Below are 25,131 nucleotides of genomic sequence, written 5' to 3'. Positions count from 1 at the left end.
TTGTAAGAAATTCTCTTAAAGACGATGACGTCCGGCCATACAGGAGGCGCAGGTGCCCAACTCGAGGATCTCGAAGGTTCTCGTCGCTAATCGCGGTGAGATTGCAGTGCGGGTGATCCGGGCCGCGCGGGACGCGGGGCTGGCCAGCGTGGCCGTGTATGCCGAGCCCGACGCCGACGCGCCACACGTGCGGCTCGCCGATGAGGCGTTCGCGCTGGGCGGCCAGACGTCGGCCGAGTCCTACCTGGACTTCGAGAAGCTGCTCGACGCGGCCGCCAAGTCCGGCGCTAACGCCGTCCACCCCGGTTACGGCTTCCTGTCGGAGAACGCCGATTTCGCGCAGGCGGTGCTCGATGCCGGGCTGATCTGGATCGGGCCCAGCCCGCAGTCCATCCGCGACCTGGGTGACAAGGTCACCGCCCGTCACATCGCCGCGCGGGCGCAGGCCCCGCTGGTGCCGGGCACACCCGATCCAGTGAAGGACGCCGACGAGGTGGTCGCGTTCGCCAAGGAATATGGCGTGCCTATCGCGATCAAGGCGGCGTTCGGTGGCGGCGGCCGCGGCATGAAGGTGGCCCGCACGCTCGAGGAGATCCCCGAGCTGTTCGAGTCGGCCACCCGGGAGGCCGTCGCCGCTTTCGGCCGCGGCGAGTGCTTCGTCGAGCGCTACCTGGACAAGCCGCGTCACGTCGAAGCCCAGGTGATCGCCGACCAGCACGGCAACGTCGTGGTTGCCGGAACCCGCGACTGCTCGCTGCAGCGCCGCTTCCAAAAGCTCGTCGAGGAGGCGCCGGCACCGTTTTTGACCGACGCTCAGCGCAAAGAGATCCACGAGTCGGCCAAGCGGATCTGCAAAGAGGCCCATTACTACGGCGCCGGCACCGTCGAATACCTGGTCGGCCAGGACGGGCTCATCTCGTTCCTGGAGGTCAATACCCGGCTGCAGGTGGAGCACCCCGTCACCGAGGAGACGGCTGGGATAGACCTGGTGTTGCAGCAGTTCAAAATCGCCAACGGCGAGAAGCTGGACATCACGGAGGACCCGACGCCGCGCGGGCACGCCATCGAGTTCCGCATCAACGGCGAGGACGCCGGCCGCGGCTTCCTGCCCGCGCCCGGCCCGGTGACCAAGTTCACGCCACCCAGCGGGCCGGGCGTGCGGTTGGACTCCGGTGTCGAGACCGGCTCGGTGATCGGTGGGCAGTTCGACTCGATGCTGGCCAAGCTGATCGTCTACGGCGCCGACCGCACCGAGGCACTCGCCCGGGCGCGCCGCGCGCTGGACGAGTTCCAGGTCGAGGGCCTGGCCACCGTCATTCCGTTCCACCGCGCGGTGGTCTCGGATCCGGCGTTCATCGGCGACGATGACGGGTTCAGCGTGCACACCCGCTGGATCGAGACCGAGTGGGACAACACCGTCGAACCGTTCACCGGTGGCGAGCCCATCGACGAAGAGGAATCCCGCCCACGGCAGACCGTCGTCGTCGAGGTCAACGGCCGACGGCTCGAGGTCTCGCTGCCCGGCGACCTGGCGTTGTCCACCGGTGCGCCCGACGCGGTCGGTGTGGTGCGGCGCAAGCCCAAGCCGCGCAAGCGCGGTGCGCATTCGGGAGCGACCGCCTCGGGTGACGCGGTGACCGCTCCGATGCAGGGAACCGTCGTTAAGGTCGCCGTCGAGGAAGGTCAGCAGGTTTCCACCGGTGACCTGGTGGTGGTTCTTGAGGCGATGAAGATGGAGAACCCAGTCACCGCGCACAAGGACGGCACCATCACCGGCCTGGCCGTCGAGCCCGGCGCCGCTATTACGCAGGGCACGGTGCTCGCCGAAATCAAGTGACCCTGAACTCAAACCTGGCGCCCCTTGCCCGCCGAGGGTAGGGTTCGTGACAGGTTGAGTTCACAGCCACCTGGAAATTACGTCCTGTACGTGCGTCAGGGTCGCGGGTGAATTCCCTCCGCAGGTCTTTCCGGATCGCCATTCAAACACGGCTTTTCGCACACTCGATGTGATCCGCAGCTCGAATGATCGTCGACTGATGGGATTCACAATGTCTGTGACACAGCCATGGGCCAAAGCCCCACCCCCGGAATTCAAAGCCCGCTGGGCAGCTGCAAACGGTGTCGTGGCCGCCGAAGGCGAGCTTGACGCCGCCAACGCCGACCAATTCGCTGAGTACGTCGCCCGCTGCGTCAAGGATCAGCGCTGGCTGACCCTAGACCTGACCGGCGTGACCTTCATTGGCACCGCAGGATTTTCGGCATTGCACCGGATCAATGTGGCCTGCTCGGCAGCCGACGTGCGCTGGGCGATGCGGCCCAGCCGCGCCGTCGCGCGACTGCTGCGCCTCTGCGACCCGGACGGCGTGCTGCCGGTCGCGGAATCGGCAACAGCGCCCGATCCCGACGAAGCAGCGTCACTCCAGCTGGTCCCGAAGTCGGGCTAGCGACTTCGCCAGCAGCCGGGAAACGTGCATCTGCGAGATGCCCACCCGCTCGGCGATCTGCGTCTGGGTCATCGACTCGAAGAACCTGAGTACCAACACCATTCGCTCCCGTTCCGGGAGCGCCTCGAGCAACGGACGTAGCGCCTCGCGGTTCTCGATACGGTCCAGTCCCGCGTCAACGTCACCAAGGGTGTCGGCAATGGCGCGGGCGTCGTCGTCTTCGTTGCCACCGCCGCTGTCGATGGACAGGGTGTTGTAGGAACTACCCGCGACCAGACCCTCGACCACTTCGGCCCGGTCCATGCCCAGCTCCGCGGCGAGTTCGGTCGCCGTGGGCGCCCGGCCCAACCGCTGCGACAACTCCGCTGTCGCGGTGCCCAGCCGCAGGTGCAGCTCCTTGAGCCGCCGGGGAACCTTGACCGACCAGCTGTTGTCGCGGAAGTGGCGCCGAACCTCACCCATGATGGTGGGCACCGCGAAAGAGACGAAGTCCGAACCGGTCTCGACGTCGAAGCGGACGACGGCATTAACCAATCCCACCCGCGCGACCTGAATGAGGTCGTCGCGCGGTTCGCCGCGACCCTCGAATCGGCGCGCGATGTGATCCGCGAGCGGCAGGCACCGTTCGACGATCTTGTCTTGGTGCCGCTGAAATTCCGGCGAGCCGGCAGCGAAAGCTGTCAGCTCACGGAACATCTCCGGGACATCGGCGTATTCATTAGGTCGCGTGTTGGAACCGCCGGCAGTTTGCTCAGTCAACTGGCCGTCACTTACTGGGGGCCGCCCGTCGCGCTGTCAACGAGATGCCGAAGACACTTCCCGTTGCATCAGGCTGGCGGCCGTCGTGGAAGGTCTGGACGTCATCGGCCAGGGAGGTCAGGACATGCCAACTGAAGCTGCCCGGCGCCACGACATCGTGTGTGTCGCAGGCGGCGGAGGCTTCGACCACGAGTTCGTCCTCTCGCGGGTCGACCACCAGGGTCAGTTTGGCGCCGGGGGTGGCGGAGCGGATCAGGCGAGTGCACACCTCGTCGACCGCCAGCCGCAGATCCGCAACGGCGTCGAAGTCCAGGTCTTCGAAGGTGCCGATGGCACCGACCAGGGTGCGCAGCATCGCCAGGTTTTCCAGGCGTGCAGCGACAGTCAATTCGACGGCGCGGTATCCGCGTTGGCGCCCGTCAGTGCGCTGATCCGCATCGGTCATGTGGCCTCCCGGCAATATTCGACCGACGCCACCCCTGGCCTGGGTCCGGTCCGCGGAGCCGGCTTGTGCTCCGCTCTGGACCACGGGGTCGAGCCGGTTGGTCATGATCGCCACCGGGTATTCAACCAGCTGTCGGCCAGGCGGACGTAACCGACACAGCCCGGGCGGGCCGCATCGCGCCGCTCGCCGTGAGCGCCGGGGTGATTTCGGTCGTGATCCTCGTGGTTGCAGTAAGTGTCTATGTGGTTGCTGTCGTGCTTTCGTCCCCCATGATGGGGTAACCACGCTGACGGAAGACTGCCGGTACTCATCATGGTGTACACCTGATTCCCATCGCCGGAGAGCGTAAAACCCAGAATTGCTCACATTTCCGACGGGGGCGCGCAGCTGCCGCAGCGCGTTGGCGGCTCCCTCAGCTGGCGAGTCGTTGCCGCCGCACTTCGGGGTGCTCGGCGTACCAGCGGTCGGCGATCCGGCGAATCCGCCGGTGTTCGATGGCGAGCCATACCAGACCGCAGACGGTGAGGACGACGGCGATCATGCCGGCCGTCATCCCCTCGGAGTAGTGGCCGCTGCCGAAGGCGGCCAGGGACGCCACGCCCCCGATCACCCCGGCCACGACCAAGAGGTAACCGGGCCAGTGCAGGACGTCGATAAGCGATTCGCCGGCAAGTGGCCGCGTCGTCCGCAAATGGTCGACGGGGTCACGAAAGGTGTCCCCCATGGCTCCTCCTGTAGTTCGCTGCGCGTCTGCCATTACCAGGCATTACCACCAACGGTAGAACTCCAGGCACCTCTTAGGGAGAGCCAGATCACATTTGTTTAGAGGGCGAGTACCGGTCCGGAAACCGGCGCGACACCGAGTGAAAGCGTCAACGCCATCAGGGTCAGCAGGAACCAACCGGCTCCATGCCAGGCCCACCAGACGCCGTGCTCGCGCCATACCCGGTAGGTCCGCAGAAATGCCCAGATTCCGGCGGCCAGCAGAATCAACGGCCCGACCACAGCCAGGGTGGCACGCTCTGGCACGCCACACGCAACCGTGTCGACACTCACCCCGGGGCAAGTGCTCACCCATAGCGCGGCCAGGACCAGAAACCCCACCCCAGCAGCGGCGGCGAGCACGGCGAACCGGACCGCGGCATGCACCTCGCTGTCCGCCTGCCCCAGGCGATCGCCACGCAATCCTTCATGCGCCTTCTGCATCGGAGCACCTCAATAATTCCTGCGCCCAACAACTGAAGGTTGCAATACCCGCTGATCAGGCACGACAAACGCATGCGGCACAGCTCACAACCGCGGACGGCGCAGGCACCGGCGCCGGGGAGATTGCTCCGTTGTACCGAAGCGCTTATTCGCCGTAGGTACTATCTCTGCTTATGGCGACAGCCAGGAGGCGGTTATCCCCCGAGGATCGACGCGCTGAACTCCTCGCGCTGGGGGCGGAAGTCTTCGGCAAACGACCCTACGACGAAGTGCGGATCGACGAGATCGCCGAGCGCGCCGGGGTGTCGCGTGCCCTGATGTATCACTATTTCCCGGACAAGCGTGCGTTCTTCGCCGCTGTCGTCAAGGACGAGGCGGACCGGCTGTACGCCGCGACCAATACCCAGCCGGCCCCGGGCATGACGATGTTCGAGGAAATCCGGACCGGCGTGCTGGCCTACATGGCCTACCACGAACAGAACCCGGAGGCGGCGTGGGCGGCCTACGTCGGGCTCGGCCGGTCCGACCCGGTCCTGCTGGGCATCGATGACGAAGCCAAGAACCGCCAGATGGAACACGTGATGACGCGCATCGGCGAGGTCGTCGGCGGCATCCCCGGGCAGGCCGCCCTGGAACCGGAAGTGGAGCGCGACCTACGCGTGATCCTGCACGGCTGGCTGGCTTTCACCTTCGAGATCTGCCGCCAGCGGATCATGGACCAAAGCCTGGAAGCCGACCGGCTCGCCGACGCGTGCGCGCACACGCTGCTCGACGCGATAGCCCGGGTGCCGGAGATCCCGCCGCAGCTGGCCGAGGCGATGGCGACCGCCCGTTTCAAGCCGCAGGTTTGACGGAAACGTTTTTGTCAGTGCCTCTTGGCACGATGGCTAGGTGAGCACTTCCCCGCCTGGAGCCCTGTCCCGATTCAGCGCCGTCACCCGCGACTGGTTCACCAGCACCTTCGCGTCGCCGACGGCCGCACAGGACGCCGCGTGGACGGCCATCGCAAACGGCGACAACACGCTGGTCATCGCGCCTACCGGTTCGGGTAAGACGCTGGCGGCGTTCTTGTGGGCGCTGGACAGCCTGGCCAGCGCAGCTGAGCGGCCAGCCGGCACCCGGGTGCTCTACGTCTCCCCGCTCAAGGCGCTCGCGGTGGACGTTGAGCGGAACCTGCGCACACCGCTGACGGGGCTGACCCGGCTCGCCGAGGCCCGCGGTCTGGCCCCGCCCGCCATCAGCGTGGGCGTCCGGTCCGGCGACACCCCACCCGCCGAGCGCCGTCAGCTCATCACCCGGCCGCCGGACGTGTTGATCACCACTCCTGAGTCCCTGTTCTTGATGCTGACCTCCGCCGCTCGCGAGACCCTGGCCGGCGTGCAGACCGTGATCGTGGACGAGATCCACGCCATCGCCGCCACCAAGCGCGGTGCGCATCTGGCGCTGTCGCTGGAACGCCTGGACGAGTTGCGCGACGGCCGCCCGGCGCAGCGCATCGGACTGTCGGCCACGGTACGTCCGGCCGAAGAACTGGCCCGGTTCCTGTCCGGTCACTCGCCAACCACGATCGTCGCTCCACCGTCGGCCAAGACCGTCGAGCTGTCCGTCCAGGTGCCGGTGCCGGACATGGCCAACCTGGCCAACAACTCCATCTGGCCCGACGTCGAGGCGCGGCTCGTCGACCTGATCGAGTCGCACAACTCCACCATCGTCTTCGCCAACTCGCGGCGGCTGGCCGAGCGGTTGACCGCGCGGCTCAATGAGATTCACGCCGAACGCTCCGGCGTCGAACTCCCGACCGGGGGCAACGCCGAGGTGGCCGGTGGGGCGCCGGCGTACGTGATGGCCAGCGGACAAAGCTTCGGTGCGCCCACTGTGCTGGCCCGCGCCCACCACGGGTCGGTCAGCAAGGAACAGCGCGCCATCGTCGAAGAAGATCTGAAAAGCGGCCAACTCAAGGCCGTGGTCGCCACGTCCAGCCTCGAGCTCGGTATCGACATGGGCGCGGTCGATCTGGTGATCCAGGTCGAGGCACCACCGTCGGTGGCCAGCGGATTGCAGCGGATCGGCCGTGCCGGCCATCAGGTCGGGGAAGTGTCGCGGGGTGTGCTGTTCCCCAAGCACCGCACCGATCTGCTGGGCTGCGCCGTCAGCGTGCAGCGCATGCTGACCGGCCAGATCGAGACCATGAAGGTGCCCGCCAACCCGCTCGACATTCTGGCTCAACACACCGTGGCCGCGGCCGCCCTCGAGCCGATCGACGCCGACCGGTGGTTCGACACCGTACGCCGCAGCGCGCCCTTCGCGACGCTGCCGCGCAGCGTGTTCGAGGCCACCCTGGATTTGCTGTCGGGCAAGTACCCGTCGACGGAATTCGCCGAGCTGCGGCCCCGCCTGGTCTATGACCGCGACAATGGCACGCTGACCGCCCGTCCCGGGGCACAGCGGCTGGCCGTCACCTCCGGCGGCGCCATCCCGGACCGGGGGCTGTTCACCGTCTACCTGGCCACCGATTCCGAGAAGCCCTCGCGGGTCGGCGAACTGGACGAGGAGATGGTCTACGAATCCCGCCCGGGTGACGTCATCTCGCTGGGCGCCACGAGTTGGCGCATCGTCGAGATCACCCACGACCGGGTGCTGGTGATCCCCGCCCCCGGTCAGCCGGCGCGGCTGCCGTTCTGGCGCGGCGACGACGTGGGCCGCCCGGCCGAACTCGGCGCCGCCCTGGGCGCACTCACCGGCGAGTTGGCGTCGATGGACCGGGATGCATTCGGAAAGCGTTGCGCCAGTTGGGGCTTCGACGACTATGCGACGGACAACCTGTGGACGCTGCTGGATGAGCAGCGCGACGCCACCCGGGTGGTGCCCACCGACAGCACGCTGTTGGTCGAGCGGTTCCGCGACGAGCTGGGCGACTGGCGGGTCATCCTGCACTCACCCTATGGCCTGCAGGTGCACGGACCGCTCGCCCTGGCGGTCGGCCGGCGGCTGCGCGAACGCTACGGCCTCGACGAGAAGCCGACCGCATCCGACGACGGCATTGTGGTGCGGCTGCCCGACACCGGATTTTCCACCGGCGAGGACAACCCACCCGGGGCCGAACTGTTCGTCTTCGACCCCGACGAGATCGACCCGATCGTCACGGCGGAAGTCGGCGAATCGGCCCTGTTCGCGTCGCGGTTCCGGGAGTCGGCGGCGCGCGCGCTGCTGCTGCCCCGCCGCCATCCCGGCAAGCGGTCACCGCTGTGGCATCAGCGGCAGCGCGCCGCCCAGCTGTTGGAGGTGGCGCGCAAGTACCCCGACTTTCCGATCGTGCTGGAAACGATCCGCGAATGCCTGCAGGACGTCTACGACGTCCCCACCCTGACCCGGCTGATGGCGCAGATCGCCCAGCGCAAGGTGCGGGTCGCCGAAGCCGAGACCGCCCGGCCGTCCCCATTCGCGGCCTCATTGCTGTTCGGCTACGTCGGGGCTTTCATGTACGAGGGCGACGTCCCGCTGGCCGAGCGCCGCGCTGCGGCCCTCTCCCTGGACAGCACCTTGCTGGCGGAGCTGCTCGGCCGCGTCGAGCTGCGCGAACTGCTCGACCCAGACGTCATCGCCGGCACCGGCCGCCAGTTGCAGCACCTCTCGGAAGACCGGGCGGCCCGCGATGCCGAGGGCGTCGCGGATCTGCTGCGGTTGCTGGGCCCGTTGACCGAGGAGGAGGTGAGTGCCCGCGCGACTGCGACAGATGTGGGCGGCTGGCTGGAAGGGTTGCGCGCCGCCCGCCGGGCCTTGACCGTGTCGTTCGCCGGGCGCAGCTGGTGGGTTGCCGTCGAGGACATCGGCCGGCTGCGCGACGGCGTGGGCGCGGCGGTGCCGGTCGGGCTGCCGATCGCCTTCACCGAGGCGGTGGCCGATCCACTGGGCGAGCTGCTGGGTCGCTATGCCCGCACGCACACGCCGTTCACCACCGCTGAGGCGGCCGCCAGGTTCGGTTTGGGATTGCGGGTGACCGCTGACGTGCTGGGCCGGCTGGCGAGCGACGGGCGGTTGGTGCGCGGTGAGTTCGTCGCCACCTCGCCCGGTACCGGGGCCGAGCAGTGGTGCGACGCCGACGTCCTGCGGATTCTGCGGCGACGCTCCCTGGCGGCGCTGCGGGCGCAGGTCGAACCCGTCAGCACGGCGGCCTACGGCCGGTTCCTGCCGGCCTGGCATCAGCTGGGGGATTCCTCCCGCGCTTCCGGCCTGGACGGCCTGGCCTCGGTGATCGATCAGCTCGCCGGCGTCCGGATACCGGCCTCGGCGCTGGAACCCCTCGTGCTGGCCCCGCGCGTACGCGACTACTCCCCCGCGATGCTCGACGAGTTACTCGCCACCGGGGAGGTCACTTGGTCGGGCGCCGGGTCGATCTCGGGCAGCGACGGCTGGATTGCGTTCCACCACGCCGACTCCGTCACCATGACGCTGGCCCCGCCCGCCGAGATCGACTTCACCGATGCCCACCGGTCGATCCTGGACAGCCTGTCCGGGGGTGGCGCGTACTTCTTCCGTCAACTCTCCCAGGGCGGGCACGCCGAGTCCGAGCTCAAAGCCGCGCTGTGGGAGCTGGTTTGGGCCGGCTGGGTCACCGGGGACACGTTCGCGCCGGTTCGCGCGCTGCTCGGAGGTGGGTCCGGCGCCCGTAAGCGTTCGGCGCCGGCGCACCGCACCCATCGCCCGCCGCGGCTGAGCCGGTACAGCGTCGCGCATGCCCAGGCGCGCGCTTCGGACCCGACGGTCGCGGGCCGGTGGTCGGCGCTGCCGGCGGGCGAGCCGGACTCGACCCTGCGCGCGCACTTCCAGGCCGAGTTGCTGCTGAACCGCCACGGTGTGCTGACCAAAGGCGCAGTCGCCGCCGAGGGAGTGCCCGGCGGGTTCGCCACGCTGTACAAGGTGCTAAGCGCATTAGAGGACGCCGGCCGATGCCAGCGTGGGTACTTCGTCGAGTCGCTGGGCGGCGCACAGTTCGCGGTCGCTTCCACCGTCGACCGGCTGCGCAGCTACCTCGACGGTGTCGACCCGCAGCGCCCGGAGTACCACGCGCTGGTGCTGGCCGCCGCCGACCCGGCCAACCCGTATGGCGCGGCGCTGCCCTGGCCCACCGCCGAGGCCGAGGGCGCCAATGTCGGCGCCCGGCCGGGCCGCAAAGCCGGGGCACTGGTGGTGCTGGTGGACGGCGAGCTGGCCTGGTTTTTAGAGCGCGGCGGGCGCTCGATGCTGACGTTCACCGACGACGCCGACGCCAGTCACGCGGCGGCCGTCGCGCTGGCCGAACTGGTCACCGCCCGGCGGGTCGCCTCGATCCTGGTCGAACGGGTCGACGGCGTGTCCGTGCTGCAGCCCGGTGGCCCCGACACCGTCGTCACGGCGCTGGCCGATGCCGGGTTCGCCCGCACCCCGCGCGGATTGCGACTGAGGTAGGCATGCCCGAAGGCGACACCGTGTGGCACACCGCGGCCACACTGCGCGAACACCTGGTGGGGCGCACGCTGACGCGCTGCGACGTCCGGGTGCCGCGGTATGCGACCGTCGACCTCACCGGGCACACGGTGGACGAGGTGCTCAGTAGAGGCAAGCACCTGTTCATCCGCGTCGGCTGGGCCAGCATTCATTCGCACCTGAAGATGGACGGCAGTTGGCGCGTCGGTGATCACCGGGTGCGGGTTGACCATCGGGCGCGAATGATCCTGGAAGCCGGTGACATTCGCGCGGTGGGGGTCGACCTGGGGGTGCTGGAGATCCTCGACCGCGAGGACGACGTCGCCGCTGTCGCCTACCTCGGGCCGGACCTGTTGGGGCCGGACTGGGATCCGAAGCTGGCGGCGACCAACCTGATTGCCGACCCGGATCGGCCCATCGCCGAGGCACTGCTCGACCAGCGCGTCATGGCCGGGGTCGGCAACGTCTTCGCCAACGAACTCTGCTTCGTCAGCGGGCATCTGCCCACCGCGCCGGTCCGCGACATCGCCGACCCGCTGCGACTGGTCACCCGGGCTCGGGACATGTTGTGGGCCAACCGGATGCGCTGGCATCGCTGCACCACCGGCGATACCCGAGCCGGCCGGCAGGTGTGGGTCTACGGGCGGGCGGGGCAGCGTTGCCGACGGTGCGGGACGCCCATCGCTCGCTGGGAACCGCCGGGCGGCACCACCGAACGGGTGCAGTACTGGTGCCCCGTCTGCCAGCGCTGAAGCCGGATCAGTCGCGGCCGTGGCTCAAGAAGAACTCGGCGATGACTTCCGATCCGTCGAACGCGCGCGTGGTCGACCCGATCACCGCTTTGGGCAGGTACTGCTTGCCGCCGGGCCAGGTGTGCCCGCCCTTTTCGATCCGGTAGTGCACGACTTCGGTGTTGTCGGCGCAGGCCCGCGAGTCGAATCGGCGCACGACGGTGCCGTCGCCGACGTTGGGCAACTCCTGGGACGACGGGTCGCCCTGGCAGCGGTCCACGGCCCGCCACCGGTCGAGCATGCTGTTCACCGAGATGGCGTGGCTGATGCCGCCGCGGCCGCGGACCGCGCCGCCGTTGTACGGGACCACCGAGTCGCCGGTGCCGTGCGCGTCGAGGACCGACACCGGGCGCGACGGGTTGCACGGCACGCCGATGCCCAGCGTGCCCGAGACCGGCGCGATCGCAGCGAAGAGCTCGGCGTGGTCGCACGCAAGACGGTTGGACATGAAGCCGCCGTTGGACATTCCGGTCGCAAAGACGTGTCCGGCGGGGACGTTGTAGTCGCTGCGCAGCTTGTTCACCAGCGATACCAGGAAGCCCACGTCGTCGAGATGCTTGCGGTCGGCCGGCGCCGCACCGCGCCCGTCGGCCCAGCTCTTGTCATAACCGTCGGGATAGACCACCAGGAAACCGTTGGCGTCGGCGATGGAGTCGAAGTTGGACAGGCCGCGCTGCCCGGCGCCGGTGCCTCCGCCGCCGTGCAGGTTGAGCACCAGCCCCACCGGCGGGCCGGGCGGCAAGTGCACCAGGTAGGTACGGTTCAGGCCGCCGTAGGGCAGCATCCCCGCCTGGTCGCGGGCGCGCGCAGCCTGGACCTGGCGTTCGTTGCACCCGACCAGCACCACCGCAAGCACAGCCAGCGACAGCAATCGCAACCACGGCATGACGTCAAAAGTACCGATCGCCCGCGTTCACCCCGCCGAGGGCGGGCGCGGCATGAAGGTGCCCTTCAGCTCGAGGCCCATCGCCAGGTCCTCGTACTTCTGTTCCTTGCGCTTGCGCCAGCCGCTGCCCGCCGCGATCGGTGGCGCCATCAGCGGTGGAAGCATCGGGAAACCGGACCCTGCGTCTCCGGCGGGAAGCGGCGACACCGCGGACGCAAGCTGCACCGGCATGTGTGCGGCAGTCAGCACGCCCGTCGCCGCCGGCGGGGCCGACAGGCTGCCCATCGAGACCGCCACGCCCATCGCCGCCGTCGGCGCCTCGACGGCACCGAGCGCTCCGGCGGCGCTGGACAGGCTGGTGGCCGCGGACCCCAGTGCGGATTCCCCCTCCGACAGGCCCTCGGCAATATCGGGGGCGACGGCCTGCAACGCCTGGGCCGAGCTGCTCTGCGCCATGTAGCTGAGCAGGTTGATCGGGAAGCCCGACGAAACGAACTGGTTCGCGTAGGTGTTGGCCAACCCGAACCACCCCTGGTTCGGGTCGAACGTGACACCGATCGCCTGCAGAACCGAGTCGAATGGCGAGACCGGGGGCGGAACCGCGTCGGCGGGCGCCACGGCAGCGGCCGCGCCCACCGCGTTGGCCTGCGCCGCTGTCCCGGCGGGATCGGCGATCGAGGGCGGCGAAACGAACTGCGGCAAGGCGGTGGCCTGCGCCGAAGCCACCTGGTAGCGGTACATCGCCGCCGCGTTGTTGACCCACATCCGCTCGTACTGCGCTTCCGTTTCGGCGATCGCCGCCAGATTCCGGCCCAGTCCATTGGTGGCCAGCAGCTGTGCCAACTGCGTCCGGTTCGCGGCCACCTCCGCGGGCCGCACCATGGCTGCGACGGTGGTGCCGTATGCCGCCACCGCGGCCTGCATCGAAGAGGCCAGCTGATGACACTGCTGAGCAGTGGAGCGCATCCAGGTGAGGTAGGGCACCGCAGCGTCGATCATGGCCAGGGTCGAGGGCCCGTGCCAATCGCTGGCCAGTGCCGAGAGCACGGCGGTATAGCTTCCGGCCGCCTCTTCCAAGTCGGTGCCCAGCCGCTGCCACGCACCCGATGCCTCGATCAACGATTCCGCGCCGGGACCGGCGTGAATCAGCGCCGAGGTGACCTCGGGGGGCAGGCCGATGAAATCCATGCCATACACAATGTCAACTCAGGTAAATTTTCGCGAAACTTTGCGTTGACTATGAAGGGAAATACCTAGGAACATTGCGCGTCGGCGGGAAGCGGCGAGTGGGATCACGAGACGGCGTCGATCGCCGCCGACAGTCGTGGTTTGAACTCGCCGGGGATCGGCACATAGCCGGTGTCCGCCAATCCCTGCTGACCGGCGCCCGCGGCACTTTTCAGGAAGGCTTTCACGGCCGCGCCGACCTGCGCATCCGGGTATTTCGAGCAGACGATCTCATACGTGGCAAGCACGATCGGATAGGCGCCGGGCTGGTTCGGTCGGTAAAACGAGATGGTGTCGAAGGTCAAGTCATTGCCCGGCCGGATGAACCAGGCGGCCCCGATCGTCTTGCCCACCGATTCGGGGTCGATGCCGACAGGTTCCGGGCCTGCCGAGGTCACCACTTTGGCCACGTTCAGCCGTTGCGCGAGGGCAAAAGACCATTCCACGTAGGTGATCGACCCGTCTGTCTCCCCCACCGCCGCGGCGGCGCCCGCACTTCCCACCCTGCCCTCGCCGACCCCGCCGTTAAAGGTCCTGGCGGCACCCCGGCCCCAGGCTCCGCCCGCGGCAGTGTCGAGATAGCGCTGGAAGTTCTCCGACGTCCCGGACTCGTCGCTGCGGAAGACGACCCGAATCGACTTCGCGGGCAGGCTGCGACCCTGGTTCAGTGCCTGGATCGCGGGATCGTTCCAGTCGGTGATGGCGCCGTTGAAAATCCTGGCCGTCGTGGGCCCGTCGAGGTTCAGCGAATCCAGCCCGCCAACGTTGTAGGCAATCGCGATGGGCCCGAACACCATCGGTAGGTTCCACACCGGCGAGCCGCACCGCTGCTGGGCTCTGCCGTACTCGTCCTTTCCCAGCGGCGAGTCCGAACCTGCGAAATCTGTTCTTCCGGTTAAGAATTCATCGATGCCCGCACCCGAACCGTTGGCCGTGTAGTTGAGCGACCGCCCGGGACAGGCCTGCTCGAAGGCCCGGGCAAAACGCGTCATCGCGTTAGCCTGCGCAGTGGAACCGCTGGCCTTCAGCGTTGCTTTGCTGCCGCAGTCCGCGTTCGCCGCCGCGGCAGGGGTTGTTTTGCCGCCCTGAGCGGCGTTGTCGCCACCGGCGCACGCCGACACCGTCAACGGACCGACAACGATCGCGATGAGCGCGCCCGCGAATCGGCGGAGCTTGAGATTCACGAGGCATGCTAACAAGTTTCGCGCACCGCGATTTGTTCTCGACCGTGGCCGCCGCCATCCGGACGCGATCATTTCAGCCGCAGTTTCCGTCCGGTTCACGGCCCGGACAGCCGGCGCGGTCAACGTCACGCGAAACAGGGATGTCGCCCATCGGGGATTGTTGCGTGCGATGATCGCTATGTAAGCAGCGTGTTACTTCAGTCGTGAGGAGGTGCCAGCGATGGCTGCCAGCAACCCGCGTTCGCCCTTCCTCCTGCGATCGTTCATAGCCGCTCCCGCCGTCGCCGCGGCGCTCACCCTGACGGGAATGGTGACGGACTCGGCCGCCCGCGCCGACGGGATCGACAGTCAGTTCCTCGGCGCCCTGCAGGCGCACAACATCAACTTTGGCACGCCGCAGGCCGCGATCCTGGCGGCTCATCAGGTTTGCGACGAGTTGGACAACGGTAGGCAGAAGGCCGACGTCGCCAACGAAGTGACGGGCAGCAGCAACCTCGATGGCTATCACGCCGGGTATTTCGTCGGAGTGAGCATCGCCGCCTACTGCCCGCGGCATCACACGACGAACTAGCCAACATTTACTGGGACGTAACGCTCGGGCGTCGTTCACCCCATACACTTTCGATACGCAAATCACGGGTGGTAATGGGTGATCAGAAAAGTGTTGTCCGCGGCGGCGATCGCGCTCGCCGCCGCGATGGCGACCGCGAATCCGGCCGGCGCCGATCCGAGTGTGTACGGCGGCCTCAGTTGCGGATGCGAAAGCGGCGAAAACATGTTCCCCAGCCGGGGCACCATGCGTGAGCAAATCGATACCGGTATCGAGAACGGTCTGAGCGACCTACTGGGCGACGACAGTTAGTTCGCCGCGCCCCCTCTTACCGGACCCGCTCAGCTAAGCGAGCGGCGAACTAGTTCTCGTCGGCTGATGAACTCGCGGCGTGACCCGGTGACCGGGTCGTCGAAATCGATCCGCTGCGCCAGCAGTTGCAGCGGCGTGCTGAAATCGTCGTCAGCTACGGCAATGATGCTGGGATACAACGGGTCTCCCAGGATCGGCACACCCAGCGAGGCCATGTGCACCCGCAGCTGGTGGGTGCGGCCGGTCCGCGGGGTCAGCCGGTACAAGCCGTCCGGCGAGAGCAGCTCGATGTGCGTCTCGGCGTTCGGCACTCCCGGCTCGACGACGGCCTGTAACTGCCCGCGACGCTTGATGATCCGGTTGCGCACTAACCGCGGCAGCGAAAGTCGCGGGTCGACCGCAGCGCGGGCCAGATACGTCTTGCGCACCTCGCCGCGCGCGAAAAGTGTTTGGTACTTACCCCTTAGCTCGCGGCGGGTGGTGAACAGCAGCACCCCGGCGGTCAGCCGGTCCAGCCGGTGGGCCGGGCTGAGTTCCGGTAGTCCCAGCTCGCGCCGCAAGCGCACCAGCGCGGTCTGGGCCACATGGCGGCCCCGCGGCATGGTGGCCAGGAAGTGCGGTTTGTCGACGACCACGATGTCGTCGTCGCGGTGCAGCACCTCGATCGGAAACGGCACCGGCACCTCCTGCGGCAGGTCCCGGTAGAGATACACGCTCGCCCCGGCGGGCAGCACCGTCGTGTCGTCGACCACCGCGCCGTCGGCGTCGACGACCTCTCCGGCTATGACTTTCGCCCGCACCGCCGCGCCGAAGCGGGTAGTCAGCTCAGCCAATACCGCGCCGCCGTGCAGCCGGACCCGCGCCGGCCCCAGTCCGTCGCGAACCGGAAGCGGCGCAGGCCTCAATTGAGCGGCACCGGCTCGAGGATCTCGGCCCTCGCCTCGGGCGCGCTGGCGCGCAGCTCGTCGGCGGACACGTCGTCGGGCTGGGCTTGGGAAAGGACTTCGGCTTCCACCCGCGCCTTGTAGTTGGCGACCTCGCGGTCGACGTCGGCGGAGCTCCAGCCCAGCACGGGGGCGACCAGCTCGGCCACCTCGCGCGCACAGTCGACGCCGCGGTGCGAGTACTCGATCGAGATCCGCATGCGGCGCGCCAGAATGTCCTCGAGGTGCAGCGCCCCCTCCGCGGCGACCGCGTACAGGGCCTCCACCTTGAGGTAGCCGGGCGCCTCTTTGATCGGGCCAAGCAGGCTGGAATCCTTGGCCGCCAACGCCAGCACCTCGTCGATCAACGACCCGTAGCGGTCCAGCAGGTGCCGCACCCGGTAGGGGTGCAGGCCGCGCATCGCGCCGACGTTCTCGGTCTGGTTGATCAGGGCGAAGTAGCCGTCGGCACCCATCAGCGGCACCTTCTGGGTGATCGACGGCGCCACCCGGGCCGGGATGAACTCGGCCGCCGCGTCTACCGCGTCCGCCGCCATCACCCGGTAGGTGGTGTACTTGCCGCCGGCGATGGCGACCAGGCCGGCCGCCGGTACCGCGACCGCATGCTCGCGCGACAGCTTGGAGGTCTCCTCGCTCTCCCCGGCCAGCAACGGCCGCAGCCCGGCGTAAACCCCGTCTATGTCGGCGTGGGTGAGTGGGGTCGCGAGCACAGTGTTGACAGTGCCCAGGATGTAGTCGATGTCCGCCTTGGTCGCCGCCGGATGGGCCAGGTCAAGGTTCCAGTCGGTGTCGGTGGTGCCGATGATCCAGTGGCTGCCCCATGGGATGACGAACATCACGGACTTCTCGGTGCGCAGGATGATTGCGACGTCACTGACGATGCGGTCTCGGGGAACCACCACGTGCACGCCCTTGGAGGCGCGCACCTTGAACCGGCCGCGCTGCTTGGACAGCGCCTGGATCTCGTCGGTCCACACCCCCGTCGCGTTGATCACCACGTGGCCGCGGACCTCGGTGACCTCGCCGTCCTCGGAGTCGCGCACCCGCACGCCGGTGACCCGGTCCCCCTCCCGCAGCAACGCCACCACCTGCGTGGAGGAGCGCACCACCGCGCCGTAGTGGGCCGCGGTCCGCGCGACCGTCATGGTGTGCCGGGCGTCGTCGACGACGGTGTCGTAGTAGCGGATGCCGCCGATCAAGGAGCTGCGCTTGAGCCCCGGACTCAGCCGCAGCGCCCCGGCTCGTGTCATGTGTTTCTGCGCGGGGACCGACTTCGCGCCGCCCAGGCTGTCGTAGAGGAAGATGCCCGCGGCGATGTACGGGCGCTCCCACCAGCGCTTGGTCAACGGGAACAGGAACGGCATCGGCTTGACCAGGTGGGGCGCCAGGGTGGTCAGCGACAACTCGCGCTCGTAGAGGGCCTCGCGCACCAGGCCGAACTCGAGTTGTTCCAGGTAGCGCAGGCCACCGTGGAACATCTTCGAGGAGCGGCTCGATGTGCCGGAGGCGAAGTCGCGCGCCTCGACGAGCGCGACCTTCAGTCCGCGGGTGGCCGCATCCAGCGCACAACCGGAGCCCACCACACCGCCGCCGATGACGACCACGTCGAACTGTTCGGTACCGAGCCGCTGCCAGGCCGCCGCGCGCTGCTCAGGTCCCAGCGAAGCGGCAGGCTCGTTCTCGATCGGGTTGCTCACGACAACAGGCTCCTGTCGGTTACTCGTCGGTAAGCGGTGCTCAGCCAAGGCTAGTTGCTTCGCGGTCCGAGAGTCGGCCTTCGCTCTTTGAATTCGGCCTAATCCAGATCGTCATGTGCCATCAGGCGGCGGGCGGCCTCGGTGATGGACCCCGACAGCGACGGGTAGACGGCGAGCGTCTGGGCCAACTCGTTGACCGTGATGCGGTTGGTGACGGCCACCGCGATCGGCAGGATCAGCTCAGAGGCGATCGGGGCCACCACCACGCCGCCGATCACCACGCCGGTGGACTTGCGGCAGAAGATCTTTACGAAACCCTGCCGCAGCCCGGACATTTTGGCCCGGGCGTTGGTGTGTAGCGGCAGCATGATGGTGCGCGCGCTGAACGACCCGTCGTCGATGGCCGACTGCGGGACGCCGACGGCGGCGATCTCCGGCCGGGTGAACACCGTCGCGGCGACGGTGCGCAGCCGGATCGGGCTGACTCCCTCGCCAAGCGCGTGGTACATCGCGATGCGGCCCTGCATCGCGGCCACCGAGGCCAGCAGGAGCAGGCCGGTGCAGTCGCCCGCCGCGTAGATGCCCGGCACCGAGGTGCGCGAGACGCGGTCCACCTTCAGGTAGTCGCCCGGCGCGAGCTCGATGCCCACGCGTTCCAGCCCGAGTCCGCTGGTGTTGGGCACCGAGCCGATGGTCATCAGAGCGTGGCTGCCTTCGACGGTGCGCCCGTCGGTCATGGTGACCAGGACGCCGTCGTCGGTGCGTTTGACCGATTCGGCGCGCGCGTTTTTGAACAGCTGCACGCCGCGTTCGGCGAACGATTCTTCCAGCACTGCCGCCGCGTCGGCGTCCTCGTAGGGCAGCACCCGGTCCCGGCTGGCGGCGACACTGACCTGCACACCCAACTCGGTGTAGGCGTGGACGAATTCGGCGCCGGTGACGCCCGAGCCCACCACGATCAGATGCTCGGGCAGCTCTTTGAGGTCATAGAGCTGGCGCCAGGTGAGGATCCGCTCGCCGTCGGGCTGGGCCGAGGGCAGCACCCGCGGACTGGCGCCGGTGGCGATCAGCACGAAGTCGGCGTCGTACTCGGTGATGGTGCCGTCCGCGGCGGTCGCCTTGATGCGGTGCCCTGCCAGGCCGGGAGTCGGATCGATCAGCTCACCGCGTCCGGCGACCAGCTGGACGCCCACGTTACGCAGTTGGGTGGCGATGTCGTCGGACTGCTCGGCGGCGAGGCGCCGGACACGGGTATGGATCTGCGCCAGGTCGATTTTCGCGTCGTCAATGTCGATGTCGAAGCCCAGCCGTGGCGCGCGGCGCAGTTCGGTGCGCAACCAGGTCGAGGCGATGAACGTCTTGGACGGCACGCAGTCGTCGGTGACCGCCGCTCCGCCGATGCCGTCGGAGTCGATCACGGTGACTTGGACGTCGGGGCGGGCGTTGGCGGCCACCAGGGCGGCTTCGTATCCGGCCGGGCCTCCGCCGAGGATCACGATGCGAGTCACCACTTGAACCTAGCCCGCTGACCATGCACATGCCGTCTAAGCTTTCCCCGTGCCGCTCTACGCCGCGTACGGATCGAACATGCATCCCGAGCAGATGCTCAAGCGCGCACCGCACTCGCCGATGGCCGGAACCGGCTGGTTGCCCGGGTGGCGGCTGACGTTCGGCGGCGAGGACATCGGCTGGGAAGGCGCGCTCGCGACGGTGGTCGAGGACCCCGATTCCCGGGTGTTCGTCGTGCTCTACGACATGACCCCGGCCGACGAGATGAATCTGGATCGCTGGGAAGGCTCCGAGTTCGGCGTTCACAAGAAGATCCGTTGCCGGGTGGAGCGTGAAACGTCTGACACCGACATCGATCCCGTACTGGCGTGGCTGTATGTGCTGGACGCCTGGGAGGGCGGACTGCCGTCGGCGCGGTATCTCGGAGTTATGGCCGACGCCGCCGAAATCGCCGGGGCGCCGCCGGAATATGTGCACGATCTGCGCACTCGGCCGGCCCGCAATATAGGGCCCGGAACGAGCGGGTAGGTCTCTTTCCTCGCGCGCGACTCGCCTTGGCAGGCGCTCCTGCCCGCGTCCCCTGCCGCGAGCGTGCGCAGATGTCCGGCGACGCGCCGCTGCCACCGGCAATCTACGCACCCTCGCGCCGTGGGTCAGGCCGCCATCGCCCGTTCCATCCGCGCCCTCAACCGTCGGACCAGATCGGCGGGATAACGTCGCACGTCCTCGGCGACAATCGGCACGACCACCCAGTTGAGGTCCTGAGCTGCCGTCCAGCGCTCCCGGTCGTTGAAGAATGCCGCCGGGCCACTGTGCCAGCCGACGCCGTCGTACTCGGCCAGCAGCCGGTACTGCGGCCACGCGAAGTCGAACCGCCGTACCTTGCCGGAGAGGTCGACGATCTCGTACTGCAACAGCGGTGTCGGCAAACCGCCGTCGATCATGACCAGCCTTGCCTCGCTCTCCATCGGGGACTCCGCCAACGGCGAGGCCAGCGACAGTAACTCGCGGACGTGCGCGATGCCGCGGCGACCGGCCTGCAGCTCGACGACCCGCGCCAGATCGCCGCGGCTACAGGTAGTGCTGCGTAGCGCGGCGTCCAGCGTCGCCAAGGTACGAGGCCGCCGCAGTGTGCGGGCCACCTCGACCGCCGTCCACGCAGGTGTGGTGACCGGTCGGCCGGCAAGCAGTTTCAGGGGCGCTCCGTTGCGCCGATGCACAACCAGGCCCGGCGCCGTTCGCAGTTGGCGGTGAACGGGATTGAGCACGTGCACTTCCGATGTCTGTTCGGTGTCGAAGCCGTATGCCGCTGCGGCGGTACCCATACACGCCGCGACTGTCGTGCCAGCTGCCAAGTCGAGTCCCCGCAGCCGCTGGGCCGTTGTCGGAGTGTCTCTGCAGTAGACGCCGTACCAAATTCGTTGCAGTGCACCGCAGTTCAAGTGAACTTCGAGCTCGCGACGGGTGAGGAACTTCCGGACTTGCGCGGCGGTCGCGACTCCGCCCTGGGCGGCCAGCAGTTCGTCGAGGTCTGCGTTCATGCCGGATATCGTCGGAGCGCCTTCGCGGCAACACAATTCACTGCGCGAAGGTGCGCAGAATGCCGGCTCGCGCGGCGTGTCGCCGGACATCTACGCACGCTCGCGGCAAAGAGAAAAAGCTCAGAAGGCGCCGGACTGCTCGATGATGTTCACCATCACCCGCACTCCGATGGCCAACGCGCGCTCGTCGAGGTCGAACGTCGGCTGGTGTAGATCGAGCTGCGGGCCCTCGCCTGACCACACGCCCAGCCTGGCCATCGCGCCTGGAATCTCTTCGAGGTACCAGGAGAAGTCCTCACCGCCGCCGGACTGACGGGTGTCGGCCAGCACGTCGGGCCCGACGGCTTCGATGGCGTGGGTGAGGATCCGCGTCGAGACGTCCTCGTTGACCACCGGCGGCACGCCGCGACGGTATTGCAGCGTGTGCTCGATCGCCAGCGGCGACAACAACCCGGCGACGGCCTCGCGGATGATCCCTTCGAGGTCGATCCAGGTCTGGCGGCTCGCCGTACGCACGGTTCCGGCCAGCACCCCGCTCTGCGGGATCGCGTTGGGCGCCACGCCCGCATTGACCGCCCCCCACACCAGCACCGTGCTGTTACGCGGGTCGATGCGACGTGACAACACCCCGGGCAGCCCGGTGATCACCGTGCCCAGCCCGTAGACCAGGTCGGCCGTGAGATGCGGGCGTGAAGTATGACCGCCCGGCGAATACAGGGTGATCTCCAGCTGGTCCGCCGCGGACGTGATCGGTCCCAGCCGCACGGCGACCTTCCCCACCTCGAGCCGGGGATCGCAGTGCAGCGCGAAGATGCGCGACACGCCGGTCAGCGCACCGGCCGCGATCGCGTCGATGGCGCCACCGGGCATCAGCTCCTCGGCGGCCTGGAAGATCAGCCGCACCCCCACCGGCAGCTCGGGCACCGACGCCAGCGCCAGCGCAGTCCCAAGCAGGATCGCGGTGTGCGCGTCATGACCGCAGGCGTGAGCGATGTTCGGCATCGTCGAGGCGTACGGCGCGCCGGTCAGCTCGGCCATCGGCAGCGCATCCATGTCGGCCCGCAGCGCGATCCTGGGCTGATGCTCGGGTCCGAAGTCGCAAGTCAATCCCGTTCCGCCCGGCAGCACTTTGGGGTTCAGCCCGGCATCGCCCAGCCGCTCGGCGACGAACTGGGTAGTGGCGAACTCCTGCCGGCCCAGTTCGGGGTAGCGGTGGATGTGTCGACGCCACGCCACCAGGTCCTCGTAGTGGGCGGCCAGCCACGATTCGGCGCTGTCGACAAGGCTCATGAAGCCGCCCTGCGCTGCTGCGCCGTCAGCACCCGGTCCCGCTGAGCGGTGTCCTCGGCGAGCGCGACGACCGCGCGGGCCAGCATGACCGCCCCGTCTACTACCGCCAGGTCGGCGCTGGGCCCGGCCGCGGCGGCGGCGAAGGCGCGCTGATGCACCGTCGCACCCCCGGCGTCGACCCCGATGATCGGATGAATCCCCGGCAGCACATGCGTCACATTGCCCATGTCGGTGCTGCCCAGCGGTAGCCCCGCCTCGATTTCGGCCGGCACGGGTTCGCGCCCCAGCCGGCGCATCTCCGACCTGCAGACGTCGGCCAGCCATCGGTCAGGCCGCAGTTCCGCGTACGCCGGACCGGCCTCTTCGATCTCGTATTCGCAGCCCGCCGCCAGTGCGCCCGCCGCGAAGCAGGCGTACATCCTGCCCTCGAGTTCACGCAGCGAATCGGACTCCACCGCCCGCATCGCGTATTTCAGCGCCGCCTGCCCGGGGATCACGTTGACCGCCTGCCCGCCGTCGGTAACGACCCCGTGGGTCATCTGCCCAGGCGCCAGTTGCTGGCGCAACAGGCCGATGGCCACCTGCGCGACGGTGACGGCGTCGGCGGCGTTGACGCCGAGATGCGGCGCGACGGCCGCGTGCGACTCCTTGCCGCGGTAGTGCACGGTCACCTCGGACAGCGCCAGCGAGCGCGCGCCGGCGATGTCGGACGGCCCCGGGTGCACCATCACGGCCACGGCGACGTCGTCGAACGTACCGGCCCGCAGCATCAGCTCCTTGCCGCCACCGGACTCCTCGGCCGGCGTGCCGAGCAACGCGACCGTCAGACCGAGGTCGTCGGCCACCTCGGCCAGCGCCAACGCGGTCCCCACCGCCGAGGCCGCGATGATGTTGTGCCCGCAGGCGTGCCCGATCTCGGGCAGCGCGTCGTATTCGGCGCAGACCCCCACCACCAGCGGACCGCTGCCGAAATTCGCCCGAAAGGCCGTGTCCAGGCCAGCAACTGGGTTCATCTCGAAACCGCGTTCGGCGGCCAGCGCCTTGGCCTTCGCGCAGCTCCGATATTCGCCGAACGCCAACTCGGGCTCGGCGTGGATCGCGTGCGACAACTCGACCAGATCACTGCCCCGGCGTCGCACCGTCGCCTCGACGCTGTCGGGTGCGTTGAGCGCGGGCATTCTCGCAGTATCTCATCGCCGGACCACCTACCTGGCCAGTAGTCTCGCCCAGTGTGACCAGCCTGACCTCCGAGCCCGATGAGCTTGCATCCCAAGCCGCCAAGGTCATCGGCGAGCGCACCGGCGTCGGCGAGCACAATGTGGCGGTCGTGCTCGGCTCGGGGTGGTCGCCCGCCATCGCCGCGCTCGGCACCCCCACCGCGGTGCTGCCTCAGGCGGACGTCCCCGGATTCACGCCGCCGCGGGCCGCGGGACACGCCGGTGAGCTGCTGTCGGTGCCGGTCGGCGTGCACCAGGTGCTGGTGTTGGCCGGCCGCATCCATCCGTACGAAGGGCATGATCTGCGGCACGTTGTGCACCCGGTCCGGGCGGCCTGCGCGGCGGGGGCGCGCATCGTCGTGCTCACCAACGCGGCCGGCGGCCTGAGCCCCGACCTGCGGGTGGGCCAGCCGGTCCTGATCAGTGACCACCTGAACCTGACGGCACGGTCACCGTTGGTGGGCGCGCAGTTCGTCGATCTGACCGACGCCTACGCGCCGCGATTGCGGGCCCTTGCCCGCGAATGCGATCCCGAACTGGCCGAGGGGGTCTACGCGGGCCTGCCGGGTCCGCACTACGAAACGCCCGCCGAGATCCGCATGCTGCGCATCCTCGGCGCCGACCTGGTGGGCATGTCCACGGTGCACGAGACCATTGCCGCCCGCGCGGCGGGCGCCGAGGTATTGGGCATATCGCTGGTGACGAACCTGGCCGCCGGCATCACCGGCGAGCCGCTCAGCCACGCCGAGGTGCTGGCCGCCGGGGCCGCATCGGCCGAGCGAATGGGATCGCTGCTGGCCGACGTGATAGCCCGGTTCTAGTGACGCCCGAGGAGTGGATCGCGCACGACCCGGATCCACGGACGGCGGCCGAGCTTGCCGCGCTGGGTCCCGACGAACTCGCCGCCCGGTTCGCCCGTCCGCTCGCCTTCGGCACCGCAGGCCTGCGCGGACCGGTGCGCGGCGGCCCGGACGCGATGAACGTTGCGGTGGTGCTGCGCGCGACGTGGGCGCTGGCGCAGGTGCTCGGCGGCCCCGGGCAGGTGGTGGTGGGCCGCGATGCCCGGCACGGCTCGGCGGATTTCGCCACGGCAGCCGCTGAAGTTCTTGCCGCACAGGGTTTTTCGGTGGTGTCATTCGGCGAACCGGTGCCCACTCCGGTGGTTGCCTTCGCGGTGCGCCAGCTCGGCGCCGCTGCGGGAATACAGATCACCGCCTCGCACAATCCCGCGATCGACAACGGCTATAAGGTCTATCTGGACGGTGGGATGCAGATCGTGTCCCCCACCGACCGGCGCATCGAGGCCGCGATGGCCGCCGCTCCCCCGGCCGACGAGATTCCGCGCCAACCCGTGCGGCCCTCCGACACCGATCTGATCGAGCGGTATTTGCAGCGCGTGAAGGGCATTCGCCGGGGCAGCGGCGCCGCGCGGGTGGCCCTGACGCCGATGCACGGGGTCGGGGGCGCGCTGGCCGTCGAGGCACTGCGGCGGGCCGGCTTCGACGACGTGCACACCGTCGCCACCCAATTCGCACCCGACCCCGACTTCCCCACCGTCGCGTTCCCCAACCCCGAGGAGCCCGGCGCCACCGACGCGCTGCTCACGCTGGCCGCCGACGTTGGGGCCGACGTGGCGATCGCGCTGGACCCCCGGACGCCGACCGAT

21 protein-coding genes and 2 pseudogenes are annotated in these 25,131 nt (G+C 68.7%); 10 read left to right on the top strand and 13 right to left on the bottom strand.

Going from position 1 to position 25,131, the window contains the following annotated elements:
* Positions 1-52 precede the first annotated feature (52 nt).
* Positions 53-1,837, top strand: a complete 1,785-nt coding sequence (locus BN972_RS04015; protein WP_036353152.1) for an acetyl/propionyl/methylcrotonyl-CoA carboxylase subunit alpha — start codon at positions 53-55, stop codon at positions 1,835-1,837.
* A gap of 199 nt (positions 1,838-2,036) precedes the next feature.
* The gene (locus tag BN972_RS04010) at positions 2,037-2,444 is read left to right on the top strand and encodes an STAS domain-containing protein (protein WP_036353149.1); all 408 of its coding nucleotides are present in this window, start codon (positions 2,037-2,039) and stop codon (positions 2,442-2,444) included.
* Here the strand turns inward: BN972_RS04010 and BN972_RS04005 are convergent.
* The 4 genes from BN972_RS04005 to BN972_RS03990 all read right to left on the bottom strand — a co-directional run bounded on the left by BN972_RS04005 (position 2,415) and on the right by BN972_RS03990 (position 4,854).
* Positions 2,415-3,203: an RNA polymerase sigma factor SigF gene (locus BN972_RS04005; protein ID WP_036353146.1), complete on the bottom strand. Its 789-nt coding sequence runs from the start codon at positions 3,201-3,203 to the stop codon at positions 2,415-2,417. The genes BN972_RS04010 and BN972_RS04005 overlap by 30 nt on opposite strands.
* A gap of 7 nt (positions 3,204-3,210) precedes the next feature.
* On the bottom strand, positions 3,211-3,648 hold the full coding sequence (locus tag BN972_RS04000) for an ATP-binding protein (protein WP_036356472.1): 438 nt from the start codon (positions 3,646-3,648) through the stop codon (positions 3,211-3,213).
* A gap of 412 nt (positions 3,649-4,060) precedes the next feature.
* A complete protein-coding gene (gene usfY, locus BN972_RS03995) occupies positions 4,061-4,372 on the bottom strand; it encodes a protein UsfY (RefSeq protein ID WP_036353143.1) in 312 nt (103 codons plus the stop codon).
* A 98-nt stretch (positions 4,373-4,470) separates the two neighbouring features.
* A complete protein-coding gene (locus BN972_RS03990) occupies positions 4,471-4,854 on the bottom strand; it encodes a hypothetical protein (protein ID WP_036353141.1) in 384 nt (127 codons plus the stop codon).
* A 173-nt stretch (positions 4,855-5,027) separates the two neighbouring features.
* On the opposite strand from BN972_RS03990, the gene BN972_RS03985 reads away from it, so the two are divergent.
* Genes BN972_RS03985 through nei2 form a run of 3 tightly spaced genes read left to right on the top strand, consistent with a single transcriptional unit; the run spans position 5,028 to position 11,069 of the window.
* On the top strand, positions 5,028-5,705 hold the full coding sequence (locus BN972_RS03985) for a TetR/AcrR family transcriptional regulator (protein WP_036353138.1): 678 nt from the start codon (positions 5,028-5,030) through the stop codon (positions 5,703-5,705).
* Positions 5,706-5,745: 40 nt separating this feature from the next.
* Entirely contained in the window at positions 5,746-10,299 is a 4,554-nt protein-coding gene (locus BN972_RS03980; protein ID WP_036353135.1) for an ATP-dependent helicase, read from the top strand.
* A gap of 2 nt (positions 10,300-10,301) precedes the next feature.
* Positions 10,302-11,069 (top strand): endonuclease VIII Nei2, encoded by a 768-nt coding sequence (gene nei2, locus BN972_RS03975; RefSeq protein WP_036353133.1) that lies wholly within the window; start codon positions 10,302-10,304, stop codon positions 11,067-11,069.
* Between the two features lie 7 nt (positions 11,070-11,076).
* On the opposite strand, the gene BN972_RS03970 is transcribed toward nei2, so the two are convergent.
* From BN972_RS03970 to pstS, 3 genes are all read right to left on the bottom strand, one after another.
* On the bottom strand, positions 11,077-11,994 hold the full coding sequence (locus BN972_RS03970; protein ID WP_036353130.1) for an extracellular catalytic domain type 1 short-chain-length polyhydroxyalkanoate depolymerase: 918 nt from the start codon (positions 11,992-11,994) through the stop codon (positions 11,077-11,079).
* Between the two features lie 27 nt (positions 11,995-12,021).
* Positions 12,022-13,182, bottom strand: a complete 1,161-nt coding sequence (locus BN972_RS03965) for a PPE family protein (RefSeq protein WP_036353127.1) — start codon at positions 13,180-13,182, stop codon at positions 12,022-12,024.
* 104 nt (positions 13,183-13,286) lie between these two features.
* A complete protein-coding gene (pstS, locus tag BN972_RS03960; protein WP_036353124.1) occupies positions 13,287-14,405 on the bottom strand; it encodes a phosphate ABC transporter substrate-binding protein PstS in 1,119 nt (372 codons plus the stop codon).
* 220 nt (positions 14,406-14,625) lie between these two features.
* Between pstS and BN972_RS03955 the strand changes: the two genes are divergently transcribed.
* Both BN972_RS03955 and BN972_RS03950 read left to right on the top strand, forming a co-directional pair.
* A complete protein-coding gene (locus tag BN972_RS03955; protein ID WP_036353120.1) occupies positions 14,626-14,976 on the top strand; it encodes a DUF732 domain-containing protein in 351 nt (116 codons plus the stop codon).
* A 78-nt stretch (positions 14,977-15,054) separates the two neighbouring features.
* Positions 15,055-15,267 (top strand): hypothetical protein, encoded by a 213-nt coding sequence (locus tag BN972_RS03950; protein WP_036353119.1) that lies wholly within the window; start codon positions 15,055-15,057, stop codon positions 15,265-15,267.
* Positions 15,268-15,296: 29 nt separating this feature from the next.
* Here BN972_RS03950 and BN972_RS03945 read toward each other — a convergent pair whose 3' ends face one another.
* The 3 genes and pseudogenes from BN972_RS03945 to BN972_RS03935 all read right to left on the bottom strand — a co-directional run.
* Entirely contained in the window at positions 15,297-16,172 is an 876-nt protein-coding gene (locus tag BN972_RS03945) for a pseudouridine synthase (RefSeq protein WP_036353116.1), read from the bottom strand.
* On the bottom strand, positions 16,169-17,908 hold the full coding sequence (locus BN972_RS03940) for a glycerol-3-phosphate dehydrogenase/oxidase (protein ID WP_036353113.1): 1,740 nt from the start codon (positions 17,906-17,908) through the stop codon (positions 16,169-16,171). Before BN972_RS03940 ends, BN972_RS03945 begins: the two co-directional genes overlap by 4 nt.
* Positions 17,909-17,926: 18 nt before the next feature.
* A pseudogene (locus BN972_RS03935) lies at positions 17,927-19,419 on the bottom strand (NAD(P)H-quinone dehydrogenase); the annotation flags it as partial.
* A gap of 46 nt (positions 19,420-19,465) precedes the next feature.
* Here BN972_RS03935 and BN972_RS03930 point away from each other — a divergent pair.
* The gene (locus BN972_RS03930) at positions 19,466-19,945 is read left to right on the top strand and encodes a gamma-glutamylcyclotransferase (RefSeq protein ID WP_036353106.1); all 480 of its coding nucleotides are present in this window, start codon (positions 19,466-19,468) and stop codon (positions 19,943-19,945) included.
* Between the two features lie 125 nt (positions 19,946-20,070).
* Here the strand turns inward: BN972_RS03930 and BN972_RS03925 are convergent, their stop codons facing one another.
* From BN972_RS03925 to BN972_RS03915, 3 genes are all read right to left on the bottom strand, one after another.
* On the bottom strand, positions 20,071-20,958 hold the full coding sequence (locus tag BN972_RS03925) for a hypothetical protein (RefSeq protein ID WP_036353103.1): 888 nt from the start codon (positions 20,956-20,958) through the stop codon (positions 20,071-20,073).
* Positions 20,959-21,078: 120 nt separating this feature from the next.
* Positions 21,079-22,248 carry a M20 family metallopeptidase gene (locus BN972_RS03920; protein ID WP_036353101.1) on the bottom strand — a complete coding sequence of 390 codons (1,170 nt, stop codon included), beginning with the start codon at positions 22,246-22,248 and terminating at the stop codon, positions 21,079-21,081.
* Positions 22,245-23,426 (bottom strand): amidohydrolase, encoded by a 1,182-nt coding sequence (locus BN972_RS03915; protein WP_036353098.1) that lies wholly within the window; start codon positions 23,424-23,426, stop codon positions 22,245-22,247. Before BN972_RS03915 ends, BN972_RS03920 begins: the two co-directional genes overlap by 4 nt.
* 53 nt (positions 23,427-23,479) lie before the next feature.
* Here BN972_RS03915 and BN972_RS03910 point away from each other — a divergent pair, with 53 nt between their 5' ends.
* On the top strand, positions 23,480-24,286 hold the full coding sequence (locus BN972_RS03910; protein WP_036353095.1) for a purine-nucleoside phosphorylase: 807 nt from the start codon (positions 23,480-23,482) through the stop codon (positions 24,284-24,286).
* Positions 24,286-25,131 (top strand): annotated as a pseudogene (locus BN972_RS30135) (phospho-sugar mutase); the annotation flags it as partial. The gene BN972_RS03910 and the pseudogene BN972_RS30135, both read left to right, overlap by 1 nt.

The sequence above is a fragment of the Mycobacterium asiaticum DSM 44297 genome, assembly GCF_000613245.1.
GTDB classification, from domain to species: Bacteria; Actinomycetota; Actinomycetes; order Mycobacteriales; family Mycobacteriaceae; genus Mycobacterium; species Mycobacterium asiaticum.
Note: the sequence above shows the minus strand (reverse complement) of the source record. Positions and strands in the feature narration are given on the sequence as shown.

Coding starts and splice junctions, on each gene's coding strand:
- BN972_RS03965 (WP_036353127.1), bottom strand. CDS start 13,182: ATGGATTTCATCGGCCTGCCCCCCGAGGTCACCTCGGCGCTGATTCAC.
- nei2 (WP_036353133.1), top strand. CDS start 10,302: ATGCCCGAAGGCGACACCGTGTGGCACACCGCGGCCACACTGCGCGAA.
- usfY (WP_036353143.1), bottom strand. CDS start 4,372: ATGGGGGACACCTTTCGTGACCCCGTCGACCATTTGCGGACGACGCGG.
- BN972_RS03925 (WP_036353103.1), bottom strand. CDS start 20,958: ATGAACGCAGACCTCGACGAACTGCTGGCCGCCCAGGGCGGAGTCGCG.
- BN972_RS03955 (WP_036353120.1), top strand. CDS start 14,626: ATGGCTGCCAGCAACCCGCGTTCGCCCTTCCTCCTGCGATCGTTCATA.
- BN972_RS03920 (WP_036353101.1), bottom strand. CDS start 22,248: ATGAGCCTTGTCGACAGCGCCGAATCGTGGCTGGCCGCCCACTACGAG.
- BN972_RS03985 (WP_036353138.1), top strand. CDS start 5,028: ATGGCGACAGCCAGGAGGCGGTTATCCCCCGAGGATCGACGCGCTGAA.
- BN972_RS03990 (WP_036353141.1), bottom strand. CDS start 4,854: ATGCAGAAGGCGCATGAAGGATTGCGTGGCGATCGCCTGGGGCAGGCG.
- BN972_RS04010 (WP_036353149.1), top strand. CDS start 2,037: ATGGGATTCACAATGTCTGTGACACAGCCATGGGCCAAAGCCCCACCC.
- BN972_RS03915 (WP_036353098.1), bottom strand. CDS start 23,426: ATGCCCGCGCTCAACGCACCCGACAGCGTCGAGGCGACGGTGCGACGC.
- BN972_RS03970 (WP_036353130.1), bottom strand. CDS start 11,994: ATGCCGTGGTTGCGATTGCTGTCGCTGGCTGTGCTTGCGGTGGTGCTG.
- BN972_RS04000 (WP_036356472.1), bottom strand. CDS start 3,648: ATGACCGATGCGGATCAGCGCACTGACGGGCGCCAACGCGGATACCGC.